Below are 14,256 nucleotides of genomic sequence, written 5' to 3'. Positions count from 1 at the left end.
CTAGGTCGAAATCCGGACTCTCGCCGGGGTCGCCGTCGCCGTCTCCGAGTACAGGTGTTCGCGTGTCCACGGTGCGCCGCTGACGCCATTGCGCTTCGTCTTGTGCGCCAGAATCTGGTGGATGCTGATCCATCCGTGCTCGAAGCCCCAGGCGCAGCCGGCAAGATAGAGCAGCCAGACGCGGTAGCGCTTGCTTCCGGCGTGTGCCTCGGCGAGTTGTTGTTGCTGCTCGAGGCGAGTCGTCCAGTGCCAGAGCGTCTGCGCATAATGCGCACGCAACGATTCGACGTCGGTCACTTCGAGACCCTGGCGCGACATCTCGCGGATTGCCAGCGCCAGGTGGGGCAGCTCGCCCTGCGGAAACACGTAACGGTCGATGAATTCGCCGCCACCTCGGCCGACCTCCCGGCTGTCCGGGTCCATCGAGGTGATGCCGTGGTTCATCACCCAGCCGCCATCGCGCAGAAGCCGGCTGACCGTGGCGAAATAGTTCGGCAGCTTGCGCAGGCCGACGTGTTCGAACATGCCGACGCTGACGATCTTGTCGAACACTTCCCTGCCAGGCACATCGCGATAGTCCTGCAACCGGATCTCGATCCGGTCGGCGAGACCCTCGCGCTCGGCCCAGGCGCGCGCATGTTCGTACTGATTGCGGGAGAGGGTGATGCCGGTGACGTGCACGCCATAGTTGTGGGCGGCCCAGACGGCGAGCGCGCCCCAGCCACAGCCGATGTCGAGCAGTTGCTCGCCCGGCTTGAGCATCAGCTTGCGGCAGATGTGGTCGAGCTTCTGCTCCTGCGCAGTGTGGATGTCCTCGTCGCCCGTGCGAAAGTACGCGCAGGAATAGACCATCCGACGATCGAGCCAGAGTTGATAGAAATCGTTCGAGACGTCGTAGTGGTACTGGATGGCGTCGGCGTCCGCCCTGCGGGTGTGGCTCGTGCGTCGCCAGAAAGGCACTGGGGTGGGAGCCGATTGGCGACGTCGCGTCAATTGGTCGGCTACTTCGATGGTGTCGCGGACGGCGCCCTGGATCTCGATCTTCCCCTCGATGTAGGCCTCGGCGAGGCGGCTGAGGGTTGGTGCGAGGAACGCCAGGAGCGCCGAGCGCGACGGCAGGCGAATGGTGACCCTGGGCGTCGGGCTGAGGTCGAACTGCCTGCCGTTCCACAATTCGAGGCGCAGCGGGATGTTCTCGGGCTGCCGCTGCCAGTGTTGAAGGGCGCTTTCAAGGCGTGCTTCGAAAAACATGTTCCTCCCACCATGGGTCAATGAGCTGAACACACCTGCCGTCGTTTCAGTCTAGCACCGATCCGCGACAAGTGGGGAGGCGACGCCACGCACGACGGATGGCCGAGATGCCGCGCCGGCGTTTCGTGCGTGTCTCGCTCTCGCCGTCGGCACTGCCGCCGTGGTCCGGGCGAGGAGCGCGAACCTCCACCCGTCGTCGGTCGCTTGCGCTAGAATGCCGATCGCGGATCGACCGCAGACAGGCGGAGCGTCGATCGAATCTGGAGGAGCCGATGCAATTGCCACCGTTTGACCTGAATGACATGGTCCATGAGCCCTCCGACGAGCAACTCGAAGACCTGATGGAAGCGGTGGCGGCGGAAGCGCGCAGGCACGCAGAAGCAGCCCGCGCGCAACTGATGGTCCGCCTGCGGGCCGAAATCACGGCGATCAGGCTTCCATCCCGACGCGAGGCATGAACGATGGGCCGCGGCCCCGTCTGATCGTCGTCGCGGGACCCAACGGTTCCGGCAAGACCTCGATTACCCAGCAACTGCTGATGCACGAATGGATGGGGGGCTGCGTGTACGTCAACCCCGACTTCATCGCGCGTGACGAGTTTGGCGACTGGAACTCGCCGCTGGCGGTGACCCAGGCGGCGCAGCGCGCTACCGAGATTCGCGAGCATTGCCTGGAGCACGGCCGCAGCCTGGCCTTCGAAACCGTCCTCTCGGCGCAGGACAAGCTCGACTTCATCCGGCGCGCGAAGGATGCCGGTTTCTTCATCCGGATGTTCTTCGTCGGTACCGACGACCCCTCGATCAATGCCAAGCGGGTGGCGATGCGCGTCATGGAAGGCGGGCACGACGTGCCGATTCCCAAGATCATCGCCCGCTACACGCGGTCGCTGGCCTACTGCTACTTTGTTGCCTGGCTGGCCGATCGCACCTATCTCTACGACAACTCGGTCGATGGTGCTCGCGCCCGTCTGCTGTTTCGCGCCTCGGAAGGCCGTCTGGTGAAGACCTACGGCGAGATCAACCCGTGGGCCAGGGAAATCGCCCAGCGACTGCTGCCCGGCCTGTCGGAGGAAACGCCGCTGCCGCTCGCTGGCTGACGCCGTATGGCAAGTCGCGGCCCCGGGTTGTGCCGGGAGGGTCGGCTGGTCGCCAGCAGATGCGGATTCAGTGTCTGCCCGTGGCCTCCGGCATGACGATGTTGACTTCCAGCACCTCGAAATTGCCCTGCTTCTCCAGCGACACCTTGATGTCTTCGGGGTTGACCGACACGTACTTCGAGATGACGGCCATCAACTCCTGCTGCAAGGCCGGCAGGAAATCCGGCGTACTGGTGCTGCCGCTGCGCTCGTGGGCAATGATCAGTTGCAGGCGTTCCTTGGCGATTGCCGCCGACTTGGGCTTGTTGCCGAAGATCAGGGAGAACAGGGACATCGTCACTTACCCCCGAACAGCCGCTTGAACAGGCCGGGCTTTTCGTAGTCGACGAAGCGCAGAGGGATGGTTTCACCGAGAAAGCGGCCGACCAGATCGAGGTAGGCGCCGGCGACATCGGTATCGTTCAGGTGAATCGCCGGTGTTCCCGCGTTCGACGACTGCAGCACCGCTTCCGACTCGGGAATGACGCCGATGATCGGCACGCGCAGAATTTCCTGCACGTCCTTGTAGGAAAGCATCTCGCCTTCGTTGACACGTTTCGGCGAATAGCGGGTGATCAGCAGGTGCTCCTTGACCGGCTCGCCACCGAGCAGGGCGCGTCGTGACTTGGCCTGGATGATGCCGAGAATGCGGTCGGAATCGCGCACCGAGGAAACCTCGGGGTTGCTGACCACCAGCGCTTCGTCGGCGAAGGTCAGGGCCATCACCGCGCCGCGCTCGATTCCGGCCGGCGAATCGCAGACGACGTAGTCGAAGCCCATGTGTTCGAGTTCCTTGAGCACCTTTTCGACGCCTTCTTCGGTCAGCGCATCCTTGTCGCGCGTCTGCGAGGCGGGCAGCACGAACAGCTGCCCGTTGGCGCAGTGTTTGTCCTTGATCAGCGCCTGCGTGAGCGTCGCCTCGCCGTTGAGGACATTGACCAGATCATAGACGACGCGGCGTTCGCAGCCCATGATCAGATCGAGGTTGCGCAGGCCGACGTCGAAGTCGATCACGGCGGTCTTGTAGCCGCGCAAGGCGAGGCCCGAAGCGAAGCTGGCGCTGGTGGTGGTCTTGCCGACACCACCCTTGCCGGAGGTTACGACGACGATACGTGTCACGGATTCTTCCCCGCAAAAGAAAGAAGCGATTCTACCCGCAGAATGGGCTTTCTGTGAGACGACGCAGCAGTTTGCCGGCGTTGCTGCCTGTCGTCAGGGCAATCAGTCGATCTTCAGCGCTTCGACGATCAGCTTGCCCGTGTCGTCGCCAGACGGTTGCGACAGCCGGACCTGGACCGGCTTGCCGGCCAGCTCGGCCGGGACGCCGCCATCGAAAGTCCGGTACAAGCCGGCCACCGAGACCAGTTCCGCGTCGAAGCGGGTAGAGAAGATGCGTGCGCTCGCCGCGCCGCCGGCTCCCGCCAGGGCACGGCCGTGCAGTGGTGCATAGACGTGGATGTTGCCGTCGGCAATGACCTCGGCACCGGCATTGACTGCCGCCAGGACGACGAGGTCGCCACCGCGCGCATACACCTGCTGTCCAGAACGGAGCGGCCGGTCGATGTAGAGCGTTGGCGTGCTCGCCGGCGGCGGGGGCGGCGGCGCCACGGTCACTGCTTCGGCAACCGGCGCTGCCGGTTCCTGTGATGCGACCGCCGCCGTTGCCGGGCGTTCGCCGACCGTGTACGTGGGCAGGCCGGCGAATGCCGCGCCATAGCGCAGTTCCTCGCTGCCGCCGCGCACGCCGATGACATTCAGCCCGTGCGTCTTGAAAACCTGTCGGATCCGCCGCCAGTCCGCTTCCGGTACGTCGATGAGTTGCGACAGGTCGAGCAAGGCCGCGTCTCCATCGAAGAACTGGTCGTCGCCAAAAAGCGCACTGGCGGCTTCGGCGAGCGCTTCCGTCTGCAGGGAACGCAGGCTGACGACGACGATCGGCAGCGTCGTTCCCTTGAATTCGATCAGCTTGATGGGGGGATTGGTTCGCGCCATGGGGTCGTCGGCAAGAAATGCGCAGGGGTCGGCAAGGCCGCGAGTCTAGCCGAATCGCCAACAAAGCGGAATACGCCGACGCCGCGTCCGGAGCATGTGGTCCTGCCGGGGGGCTGCTTCGGATCGATGGCAACTGACTCAGGGCCAGGCGCGGGCTCCCCAGATCATTCGCTTGGCAACGAAATGGCGAAGCGGCGGCAGCAGGTCGAGGGCGAGCAGACTCAAACCGCGAGCGACACGCAAGGGCGCAAGATCGTTGGAAAAGATGCGCACGATACCGTCGGTGAAGACCATGCTCCCCTGGCGGTCGAGCTGCCGTCCGCGGGCGTACGATGAGAGCAGGCTCGCCTCCCCGGGGTCTCTGCCGGTCGCCGTGCGCAGCGCTTCGGCCAGTTCCCAGGCATCGCGCAGCCCCAGGTTGAAGCCCTGGCCGGAAACCGGGTGCAGGCTCTGCGCCGCGTTGCCGATCCACACCTGGCGCGCAGCGACGAGCTCCCGACGGCAGCGCAGCGCGAGAGGAAAACTGCTGCGCGGGCCGCTGGCGATGAAATCCAGACGGCCAGCGAACTGCGCGCGCAGGGCGGCGAGAAAAGCGTCGTCGTCGAGGCACAGCAAGCCGCCGGCTTGTGCACTCGGCACGGTGAATACCACGGCATAGTCCTGACCCAGGGGCAGAAGGGCAACTGGCCCGTCGGGTGTGAAGCGTTCCCAGGCGCGCCGGCCGTGCGCGGGCAGCGGGCGGACTTCAGCAACCACGGCATGCTGTCGGTAGTCGTGGACGCGGACATCGGCATCGTCGCCGGGAGTGCCTTCGGCATGAACGACGAGTCGGGCGGCGACGCGTCGCGTCGTGTCGCCGCTGCGCAGCGAGATTTCGGCGGTGTCGCGGCCGATCGCGATGCCGCCAATGGTGCACTGGTCGAGCCGTTGCACCGTTTCACAGCGAGCGTCGAGGCTGCCGGCCAGATCGCGATAGCGCAGCACGTAGCCGAGCGACGGAATGTCGTAGTCGGCCGCGTCGATCAGCGTGCGACCGAAGCCACCCTTCTGCGAAACGTGGATCGTGTCGATCGGCGTCGCATCGCCGGCGTTCCAGGCGCCGACACCGGCGAGCAGTTGCCGGGTGCCGTGCGACAGTGCCAGTGCACGCGGATCGCCCGCCCAGGAACCGCGGCGGCGGCTGTCGATCAGCAGGATGCGATACGGGCTGTCGATCAGCGCCAGCGCCAGCGCCATGCCGACCGGTCCGGCGCCGACGATGGCGACGTCGACCGACTCGACTTCCTCAGTCATGGCGCATCACCTCCTCGATTTCGGCGACGGCCTTCGGCGCGCTCGTATAGACGGTACAGCCGTCGGCGGTGACCAGCACATCGTCCTCGATGCGTACACCAATGCCGTGCAGATGGGTCGGAATCTTCGTGCCCGGAGCGAAGTAGAGTCCGGGTTCGACAGTCAGCGTCATGCCCGGGGCCAGCCGCGTCCAGTCGCCGGTCTCCGGGCCATTGCGGTAGTCGCCGACGTCATGCACGTCGAGCCCCAGCCAGTGACCGGTGCGGTGCATGTACCAGGGTTTGTACGCCTCACTCTCGACGGCGCCGTCGACGCTGCCCGCGATCACGTCGAGGTCGATCAGGCCCTGCACCAGGATGCGCAGTGCCGCCTGGTGATAATCCATGAACGAGGCGCCCGGCCGGACCGCGTCGATCGCCGCCTGCTGTGCGGCAAGAACGATTTCGTAGACCTCGCGCTGCAGCGTGCTGAAACGGCCGCCGACCGGAAAGGTCCGGGTAATGTCGGAGGCGTATCCCGCCAGCTCGCAGCCGGCGTCGATCAGGACCAGTGAGTGGGCGGCGAGCAGCTTGTTGTTTTCGACGTAATGCAGGATGCAGGCGTTCACTCCACCGGCGACGATCGGCGTATAGGCGTGTCCGTCCGCGCCGCGCCGGCGGAATTCGTAACTCAGCTCGGCCTCGAGTTCGTATTCGGCCATGCCTGGCCGGCAGGCGCGCATGGCGCGGGCGTGGCCGGCCGACGCGATGTCCGCGGCGCGGCGCATGCATTCGATTTCGTGTGCATCCTTGGTCAGCCGCATGTCGTCCAGCAGACTGTGCAGGTCGCGGATCTCAGTCGGCGCGCGGATGCCGCTGCGTCCCTGTTCACGGATTCGGTTGAGCGCCGCGGCAATGCGGCCGTCCCACATGGGATCGTGACCGAGCGAGTGCCAGAGCACGCTGCGGTTGGCGATCAGTTCAGGCAGCTTCGCTTCGAGACTGGCGATGGGATGCGCTTCGCAAAAACCGAAGGCTTCGGCGGCGGTCTGCGGACCGTAGCGGAAGCCGTCCCAGACTTCACGCTCCTGGTCCCTTTCGCGGCAGAAAAGGAGCGCTTTCGCCTCCTTGCCGCCGACCAGAACGATCACCGCTTCCGGCTCCGGAAAGCCGCTCAGGTACCAGAAATAGCTGTCGAAGCGATAGGGATAGTGCGCGTCGCGGTTGCGCAGGCGCTCCGGCGCCGTCGGGATGACGGCGACGCCGTCACCGAGGCGGGCGAGTACCTTTCGGCGGCGGTCAGAGTAGGGCTGATGATGCATGCGTACGAGCGAGCTCCCTATCCAGTTCGGCGAGGCGTTGGGCAGTGCCGACGTCGACCCAGCGACCGTCGTGTCGCTCGCCGGTGACGGTGCCGAGTGCAATGCCCCGGTCGAGCAGCGGTCGCAGCTTCATCACTGCGGCGTCGGGAACTTCGGCAAAAAAGGCCGGCCAGAAAACTGCGATACCGGCGTAGGTCAAGGCATCGTCGGTGACCGCGGCGGCGGGCCGGACGCTCTCGCCGGCCAGACGGAAATCGCCGGCGGGATGGTGCGGCGGGTTATCGACCAGTATCAGGTGGGCAAGCCGTCGATCGCCCGGCTGCACCAGGCGCAGCGCGCGTGAGCAATCCCAGTCACACCAGATGTCGCCGTTGACCGCAAGAAATGGCTGTTCGCCCAGCAGCGGCAGTGCTGCCGCGATGCCGCCGGCGGTTTCCAGAGCGCCCGTCGGCTCGGGCGAATAGGCGATGCAGAGGCCGAAAGCGCTGCCGTCGCCGAGCGCCGCCTCGATCTGTTGGCCGAGGTGGGCATGGTTGATCACTACCTCGCGGAAGCCGGCTGCGGCCAGCCGTTCCAGGTGCCAGACGATCAACGGTCTGCCGCCGACGCGAAGCAGCGGCTTCGGCGTCGTGTCGGTCAGAGGCCGCAGGCGCTCACCGCGTCCGGCAGCGAGAATCATCGCTCTCATCAGAAAGTGTAGCCGACGTCGGTCGCTGCATTTTCGACCCGGTCGAGAACGCGTGCAAGGGGTCGCAGCTCGCCATAGCGTTGGCAGGTGCGGCGCAGATAGGCCATCACCAGCGGCATGTCCTTGAGGTAGTTCTGCTTGCCGTCACGGTGGCAGAGACGGGCGAAGATACCCAGCACCTTGAGTTGCCGTTGTGCACCCATCCATTCGTAGTCGCGGTAGAAATCGTGGAAGTCGGCAGGCACCGGCAGACCAGCCTGGCGTGCCGCTTCCCAGTAGCGAATCACGTAGTCGAGTTCCTGTTCCTCCGGCCAGCCGATGTAGGCGTCGCGGAAGAGCGAGACGAGGTCGTAGGTCAGCGGGCCATAGACCGCGTCCTGAAAATCCAGGACGCCGGGATTGGCCGGGAAGCCTCCGTCGACGACCATCAAATTGCGCGAGTGGTAGTCGCGGTGCACGAAAACCCGCGGTTGTTGCAGATTGTTGGCGAGCAGAGTGGCAAACACGCTGTCCAGGGTGCGCTGCAGTGTGGCGTCGACGGTCAGGCCGAGATGTCGCGTCAGGTACCAGTCCGGGAAAAGCGCCAGTTCGCGGTGGAGCAGGTCGCGGTCGTAATCGGGCAGGACGCGCGGCCTGCTCGACAACTGGATGGCCAGCAGGGCGCTGGTGGCGTCGCGGTACAGGCCGGGCGCCGCCTTCGGGTCCGCCAGGGCGTTCAGATACGTCTTGTCGCCGAGATCGGAGAGCAGCAGGAAACCTTGCGTCAGGTCCTCGGCGAGGACCTCGGGGACGTGCGCGCCGGCGTCGCGAAAAAGGCTGGCGATGCGTACGAAGGGACGGCAATCCTCCTTTTCGGGCGGGGCGTCCATGACGATTCGCGTCGTCCGGTCGGGGAGTCTCACCCGAAAATAACGCCGGAAGCTGGCGTCGGCCGAAGCCGCCTCGATATGAATTTCCCGGTGCGGAAACTGGCGCTCGAACAGCGTCTGGACCCAGTCCACAAGCAGGGCGGTACGCGGCATGCCGCTTCTCCTTGGCGTGGAATTCGTACAAGCGACCGAAGGTTCCCGCCGTCGAAAGCAGCCGGCGGCGGAGGGGGTGGGGGTAAAGGGGCATGCCCTCCCCAGTGCACGCAGCGCGAAAAAACGTGACCATCGGACGATGATGCTAAAATGCCGCGATTCTAGCATTCACCCTGCGCCGCGAGGCGCTGTCTGTGACCACTCTCCGAAGCATCTCTTACTGACCAATCCGGCATGACGTTTCCTGCTCGGCGCAAGCCGCTGAACCTGATCCTATGCTGCGGTGTCGCCGGCACGCTTGCGGCAAGCGCCACTGACCAGGCTCAGGCACAGGGCTCGGCGCCGTTGCGGGTCGATCCGGTTCTGCTGGGGCTGCCAGCTGCGAAGCCGGTTCCGGTTACACCACCCGCATCGCCGGTTGCGGCGCCTGCGCCGCCGGCCGAAACTCAGCCCTTTCCCGCTGACGCAGCCGGGACGCGGCCGGCGCAAGCGCCGGCGGATGTGTCCGAGGTGACTCCGGTCGCCGGGCCGGCTGCCGTTTCGCGCGAGCTTCCGCCGGTGGAATCCAGACCGTTGCCCGTACCGGCCGTCGGCATGCGGCAGGCGCAGGAGTCGGTGGGTGCCTCAGAGGCGGCTCCGGTTGCAGCGCCGACCACCACGTCGAGCGGACTTCCGCCAGTGGAAATCAGGCCGGTGCCATCGCCCGCTGCCGAGATCCAGCCGGACGTTGCGAGCGGAGCATCCACGGCAGCAAGAGGCAGCGATCCCGGGACGGCAGCCTCGACGACCACGGAACAAATTGGCACGACGCGCGCGTCGCCAGCCCCTGCCACCGCACCGGGTTCCGCCGGTGACGCTGCAGGCATTCCGGAGTCGTCGCGGGAAGTGCCGGAAGCTCCGAAAGCACTCGCCAGCCCGCCTGGCGAGACGAGAGCGCCGACCGTCGAGTCCAGGCCGGCCGGTGGCGCTGCGGCGGTACCCGAAAGCAGGCCACTGCCGTTCCCACCCTCGGCAGCAGGAAAGACGGTGCGTCCGGTCTCCACTCCGACAGTCGTTCCGGTTCCCCTTCCCGACGAGCGGGCGGCCGATGCCCCACTCGCCCTGCAACTGGCCAAGGTGCTGCTGCCGCTGACGGAGAGCAAGTTGCCGCGACCCGCTTTCCTCAGTGCACAGCGAATCTCCGGCGTCGTCGACCGCCAGGTGCTGGCCGACGAGGATGCCGAATTGCGCAAAGGGCGCAAAGTGCTGACTGCCGATCGCCTGACCTACTGGCCCGCCGATGACGAGGTCCACGCCGATGGAAGCGTTCGCATCGAGCAGGGGGAGGACGTCATTTCCGGTCCAGTGGCTCGCCTCAAGCTTGAGGACCAGGTCGGTTTCTTCGACCAGGCCACGTATTTCCTGAAGCGACAGCCGAAGGCAGCGAGCGGAGGGCAGTCGGGAAAGACATCGGATTCGTTCCCGGCGGCGGCGCAACCCGATGGCGAGCCAGAAACGGGTTTTGCGTCGCCGCGTGTGCTGGGCATCAGGCCCGGCCAGACCGAGTTGAAGGCGGCGAAGCCTGCGTACGAGCTGACCGAAGCGCGCGGCGAAGCCGCACGTCTCGATCTTGAGGGGGAGAATCAGTACCACCTGACGTCTGCCACCTATACCACCTGCAAACCCGGAAATGACGACTGGTATCTCAGCTTCGCCGAACTGCAACTGGACTACGATAACGAGGTTGGCAAAGGGGAAGATGCCACGGTCCACTTTCTCGGCGTTCCGATCCTGCATTCGCCGTGGGCGTCGTTTTCGCTGAACAACGAGCGCAAGTCGGGCTTCCTGATCCCACGCTACGGATCGAGTACCGAGAGTGGCATCGAACTGGTCCTGCCCTATTATTGGAACATTGCGCCGAACATGGATGCGACGATCGAGTCGCGGGTGTTGAGCAAACGTGGTGTGCAACTTGCTTCCGACGTGCGCTATCTGAACACGGCGTTCGGTGGTGTCTATCGCAGCGAGGCAGTCGGCGAATTTCTCCCGGACGATCGGGAAACCAATACCAACCGCTGGGCGGTAGGATTCAAGCACAATCAGACCACTGCCACGGGGTTTGCGGCGACCATCGATTACACCAGGGTCTCGGACAACGACTATTACACCAACCTGTCGAATCAGATTACGAGTACGTCGCAGACCCAACTTCTGCAGCAAGGAGTGTTGTATTACGGCGGCGGCGGGTGGTGGAACGTGACCACCACCATGCAGTCCTTTCAGACCTTGCAGCCTGACCCGCAAAATCCGGTGACCAAGCCGTATCGCCTCTTGCCGCAGGTGACGGTGAACGCCCGGCAACCGGACCTGTTTTCCACGGACATGGCTTTCTTCGGACAGTACACCAACTTCGTCCAGCCCGACGCCAGCCAGGTCGAAGGGCAGCGGAGCGTCATGCAGCCGCAGGTTTCCTTACCCTACGTCACGCCGGGCTGGTATGTGATTCCGCGCGTCGGAGTCAACCTCACCCACTACGACCTGTCGTATCTGGGGAACCTCAATGTGCTTCCGACTTCGATCAATCGCACGCTGCCGATCGCCAGCGTCGATTCCGGGATGATATTCGAGCGCTCGAGCAACTGGTTCGGTCGCGATTACACGCAGACCCTCGAACCACGACTGTTCTACCTGAACATTCCCTATCAGAACCAGAACAACATTCCGATTTTCGATACCGCTCTTGCGGATTTCAATTTTGCCCAGATTTTTGCGGACAATCAGTTTTCCGGCTGGGATCGCATCAACAACGCCAACCAGTTGACTGCCGCGGTGGCTTCCCGCCTGATCGATCCGTCGTCCGGAAGCGAGGTCATGCGGGCGATGATCGGTGAAGTCTTCTACTTCACCAACAATATGGTGTTCTTGCCGGGAACCACCAATCCCAAATGGAGCAACTCCGATTTTCTCGCCGCCTTCACCGGCCAGTTGCTTCCCAGACTCTACGCCGACGTTGCCCTGCAATATGACTTCAACGATCAGCGCTGGCAGCGCTTCTCGATCGGCGCACGCTATCTGCCGGAGCCGGGCAAGCTGCTCAATGCGGGTTATCGCTACAACGTCGATGCGGCGACGCCGATCAACGAGCTTGACATCTCCGGGCAGTGGCCGCTCAGCGGTCGCTGGCAGGCGGTGGGCCGCTACAACTATTCGTTCATCAACTCGACGCCGGTCGAGATCATCGGGGGGCTGGAGTACAACGCGGGATGCTGGTCGCTGCGCACGGTTGCCCACCGGATTCAGACCGCGCAGAATACTCCGAGTACGCAATTCCTGGTGCAGCTTGACCTGCACGGATTGTCCAGCATCGGCACGAATCCGCTGGCCGTGCTGCAGCGCAGGATTCCCGGGTACGCGGTGGGTCCGGTGGCGACCGATCCGGCTTTGGCGGAGTGGTAGGTGTGGAGATGAGATTTCTGTTGCATGCCGTTCTCGGGTTTTTCTGCCTGGTCGGGGTCGCGGCCGCACAGTCGCGCGCGACGAGCCAGCCGGTGCCAGTCGACCGCATTGTCGCCGTGGTCAATGACGAAGTGATTACCCGACAGGAGTTGCGCCTGCACCTCGAATCGGCGCTCGGCCAGTTACAGCGGCAGGGAATGTCGCCGCCGCCGCGCGACGTGCTGGAACGGCAGGTGCTGGAACGGCTGGTGATAGACAAGGTGCAGCTGCAGCAGGCGCGCGAGGTAGGCTTGCGCGTCGACGACGCACAGCTCGAGCAGGCGTTGCAGCGCATTGCCGCCAGCAACAATCTGTCGCTCCCCCAGTTTCGCGCCGCGCTGGAAAAGGACGGAATCAGTTTTGCCAGCTTTCGCGAGGAGATCCGCGGAGAAATGACGATTGCCCGTCTGCGCGAGCGCGAGGTTGACAGCAAGATCTTCATTTCGGACGGCGAGATCGACAATTATCTGAATAGCGCGTCGGTGCCGGGTGCTGGTGAGGAATACCAGTTGGCGCACATCCTGCTGCGTGCTCCCGAGTCGGCAAGCCCGGAGCAGATCCAGAAGCTGCGAGCGAAAGCCGATCAGGTGCTCGAACGTTTGCACAAGGGGGATGACTTCGGACAACTCGCCGCCGCCTATTCGGACGCCCCGGACGGCATGAGAGGCGGCAATCTTGGTTGGCGTTCGCTCGATCGCCTGCCTCCGATGTTTGCTGAAGCGAGTCTCAAGCTGCAGGTTGGCGAGGTGTCGCCGGTTCTGCGCAGTTCGAACGGATTCCATCTGATCAAGCTGCTGGCCAAGCGCGGCGGCGGGGTGACACAGGCGGTCGAGCAGACGCACGCCCGGCACATCCTGATCAAGGTGAATGAAGTCGTTTCGGAATCGGAAGCGAGGCACAAGCTCGAGGGGTTGCGTGCGCGCATCACTCATGGCGAAAGCTTCGCCGAACTCGCGAAGGTCTTTTCGCAGGATGGGTCCGCGGCGAAAGGTGGAGACCTCGGCTGGATCTATCCAGGCGATACGGTGCCCGAGTTCGAACGGGTGATGAACCAGCTCGCGCCGGGCCAGATCAGCGAGCCGGTGCAGTCGCCATTCGGCTTTCACCTGATCGAAGTGCTCGAACGCCGCATTCAGGATGTCTCAAGCGACCGTCAACGCGCGGCAGCAAGACAGACGCTGCGCGAACGCAAGCGCGACGAAGCTTACCAGGACTGGCTGCGCCAGGCGCGCGACCGGGCCTACGTGGAAATTCGGCTGGAGGAAGGTTAGGCCGTGCCGTTCTTGCCAACGATCGCAGTGACCACCGGTGAGCCGGCCGGAGTGGGTCCCGAGATCTGCCTGCAACTCGCCGATCCCGCTTGCGCGCAACGGTTTCGCGCGCGCCTCGTGCTCCTCGCGGATCGCTCGCTGCTCGCTGCCAGGGCCGCGGCACTGGGCAGATCGGTGGCCTTGCGCGACTGGGACCCGGCGCAGCCGGCGCAAGCGGGCGTCCTCGATGTCCTGCATCAGCCCCTGGCCGCTGTGGCCGATCCGGGTCGACTTGATCCGGGCAATTCGCCTTACGTGCTCGCATTGCTCGATCGCGCACTTGCCGGTTGCCGTAGCGGCGAGTTTGCTGCAATGGTCACGGCACCGGTACACAAGGGTGTCATCAACGATGCCGGGATCGCTTTTACCGGACATACGGAATACCTGGCCGAGCGAACGGACACGCCGCGGGTGGTGATGATGCTGGCCGGGGGCGGGCTGCGGGTGGCGCTGGTGACCACGCATCTGCCACTCAAGGATGTGCCGGCGGCAATCACCCCGCGAGCCTTGGCCGAAACGCTGCGTATCCTGCACCATGAGATGGGGCGGAAGTATGGCATCGCACAGCCGCGCATCCTGGTTGCCGGTCTCAATCCACACGCCGGGGAAGGCGGCTATCTCGGGCGTGAAGAAATTGACGTCATCATCCCGGTGCTCGATCACCTGCGCGCCGAGGACGGCATGAGCCTGCTTGGGCCGCTGCCCGCCGACACGATGTTTTCGCCGCCCGTCCTGGCGCGCGGTGACTGCGTCCTGGCGATGTACCACGATCAGGGCTTGACAGCGCTCAA

At 64.6% G+C, this 14,256-nt stretch carries 14 protein-coding genes; 5 read left to right on the top strand and 9 right to left on the bottom strand.

Annotated elements, in window-relative coordinates; all coding sequences use genetic code 11:
• The gene (locus NFV80_RS12070; protein ID WP_295331508.1) at positions 1 to 1,251 is read right to left on the bottom strand and encodes a class I SAM-dependent methyltransferase; all 1,251 of its coding nucleotides are present in this window, start codon (positions 1,249 to 1,251) and stop codon (positions 1 to 3) included.
• 272 nt (positions 1,252 to 1,523) lie between these two features.
• Here NFV80_RS12070 and NFV80_RS12065 point away from each other — a divergent pair, with 272 nt between their 5' ends.
• Both NFV80_RS12065 and NFV80_RS12060 read left to right on the top strand, forming a co-directional pair.
• The gene (locus NFV80_RS12065; RefSeq protein ID WP_295331507.1) at positions 1,524 to 1,709 is read left to right on the top strand and encodes a hypothetical protein; all 186 of its coding nucleotides are present in this window, start codon (positions 1,524 to 1,526) and stop codon (positions 1,707 to 1,709) included.
• Entirely contained in the window at positions 1,706 to 2,347 is a 642-nt protein-coding gene (locus tag NFV80_RS12060) for a zeta toxin family protein (RefSeq protein WP_295331506.1), read from the top strand. Before NFV80_RS12065 ends, NFV80_RS12060 begins: the two co-directional genes overlap by 4 nt.
• Before the next feature lie 67 nt (positions 2,348 to 2,414).
• Here NFV80_RS12060 and minE read toward each other — a convergent pair whose 3' ends face one another.
• From minE to NFV80_RS12020, 8 genes are all read right to left on the bottom strand, one after another.
• Positions 2,415 to 2,681 carry a cell division topological specificity factor MinE gene (minE, locus tag NFV80_RS12055; RefSeq protein ID WP_295331505.1) on the bottom strand — a complete coding sequence of 89 codons (267 nt, stop codon included), beginning with the start codon at positions 2,679 to 2,681 and terminating at the stop codon, positions 2,415 to 2,417.
• A gap of 2 nt (positions 2,682 to 2,683) precedes the next feature.
• Positions 2,684 to 3,505 (bottom strand): septum site-determining protein MinD, encoded by an 822-nt coding sequence (gene minD / locus NFV80_RS12050; RefSeq protein WP_295331504.1) that lies wholly within the window; start codon positions 3,503 to 3,505, stop codon positions 2,684 to 2,686.
• 102 nt (positions 3,506 to 3,607) lie between these two features.
• Positions 3,608 to 4,378 (bottom strand): septum site-determining protein MinC, encoded by a 771-nt coding sequence (gene minC / locus NFV80_RS12045; protein ID WP_295331503.1) that lies wholly within the window; start codon positions 4,376 to 4,378, stop codon positions 3,608 to 3,610.
• 138 nt (positions 4,379 to 4,516) lie between these two features.
• Positions 4,517 to 5,671: an FAD-dependent monooxygenase gene (locus NFV80_RS12040; RefSeq protein ID WP_295331502.1), complete on the bottom strand. Its 1,155-nt coding sequence runs from the start codon at positions 5,669 to 5,671 to the stop codon at positions 4,517 to 4,519.
• Positions 5,664 to 6,971: an aminopeptidase P N-terminal domain-containing protein gene (locus NFV80_RS12035; RefSeq protein ID WP_295331501.1), complete on the bottom strand. Its 1,308-nt coding sequence runs from the start codon at positions 6,969 to 6,971 to the stop codon at positions 5,664 to 5,666. Before NFV80_RS12035 ends, NFV80_RS12040 begins: the two co-directional genes overlap by 8 nt.
• Positions 6,949 to 7,659, bottom strand: a complete 711-nt coding sequence (gene murU, locus NFV80_RS12030; protein WP_295331500.1) for an N-acetylmuramate alpha-1-phosphate uridylyltransferase MurU — start codon at positions 7,657 to 7,659, stop codon at positions 6,949 to 6,951. The genes NFV80_RS12035 and murU overlap by 23 nt, the downstream gene beginning before the upstream one ends.
• Positions 7,659 to 8,681 carry a phosphotransferase gene (locus NFV80_RS12025; RefSeq protein ID WP_295331499.1) on the bottom strand — a complete coding sequence of 341 codons (1,023 nt, stop codon included), beginning with the start codon at positions 8,679 to 8,681 and terminating at the stop codon, positions 7,659 to 7,661. The genes murU and NFV80_RS12025 overlap by 1 nt, the downstream gene beginning before the upstream one ends.
• A 446-nt stretch (positions 8,682 to 9,127) precedes the next feature.
• Entirely contained in the window at positions 9,128 to 9,724 is a 597-nt protein-coding gene (locus NFV80_RS12020; RefSeq protein ID WP_295331498.1) for a hypothetical protein, read from the bottom strand.
• On the opposite strand from NFV80_RS12020, the gene NFV80_RS12015 reads away from it, so the two are divergent.
• The 3 genes from NFV80_RS12015 to pdxA form a co-directional block, all read left to right on the top strand.
• Complete coding sequence (locus NFV80_RS12015; protein ID WP_295331497.1) at positions 9,708 to 12,116, top strand: LPS-assembly protein LptD; 2,409 nt, start codon at positions 9,708 to 9,710, stop codon at positions 12,114 to 12,116. The genes NFV80_RS12020 and NFV80_RS12015 overlap by 17 nt on opposite strands.
• An 8-nt stretch (positions 12,117 to 12,124) precedes the next feature.
• Positions 12,125 to 13,426, top strand: a complete 1,302-nt coding sequence (locus NFV80_RS12010; protein ID WP_295331496.1) for a peptidylprolyl isomerase — start codon at positions 12,125 to 12,127, stop codon at positions 13,424 to 13,426.
• 3 nt (positions 13,427 to 13,429) lie between these two features.
• Positions 13,430 to 14,256 (top strand): 4-hydroxythreonine-4-phosphate dehydrogenase PdxA (gene pdxA / locus NFV80_RS12005; RefSeq protein ID WP_296758778.1); only part of this gene is annotated, 827 nt, incomplete at its 3' end.

The sequence above is a fragment of the Accumulibacter sp. genome (genome assembly GCF_023806565.1).
Taxonomy (GTDB): domain Bacteria; phylum Pseudomonadota; class Gammaproteobacteria; order Burkholderiales; family Rhodocyclaceae; genus Accumulibacter.
The sequence above is the reverse complement of the archived record's forward strand: the minus strand, read 5'-3'. Positions and strand labels throughout refer to the sequence as shown.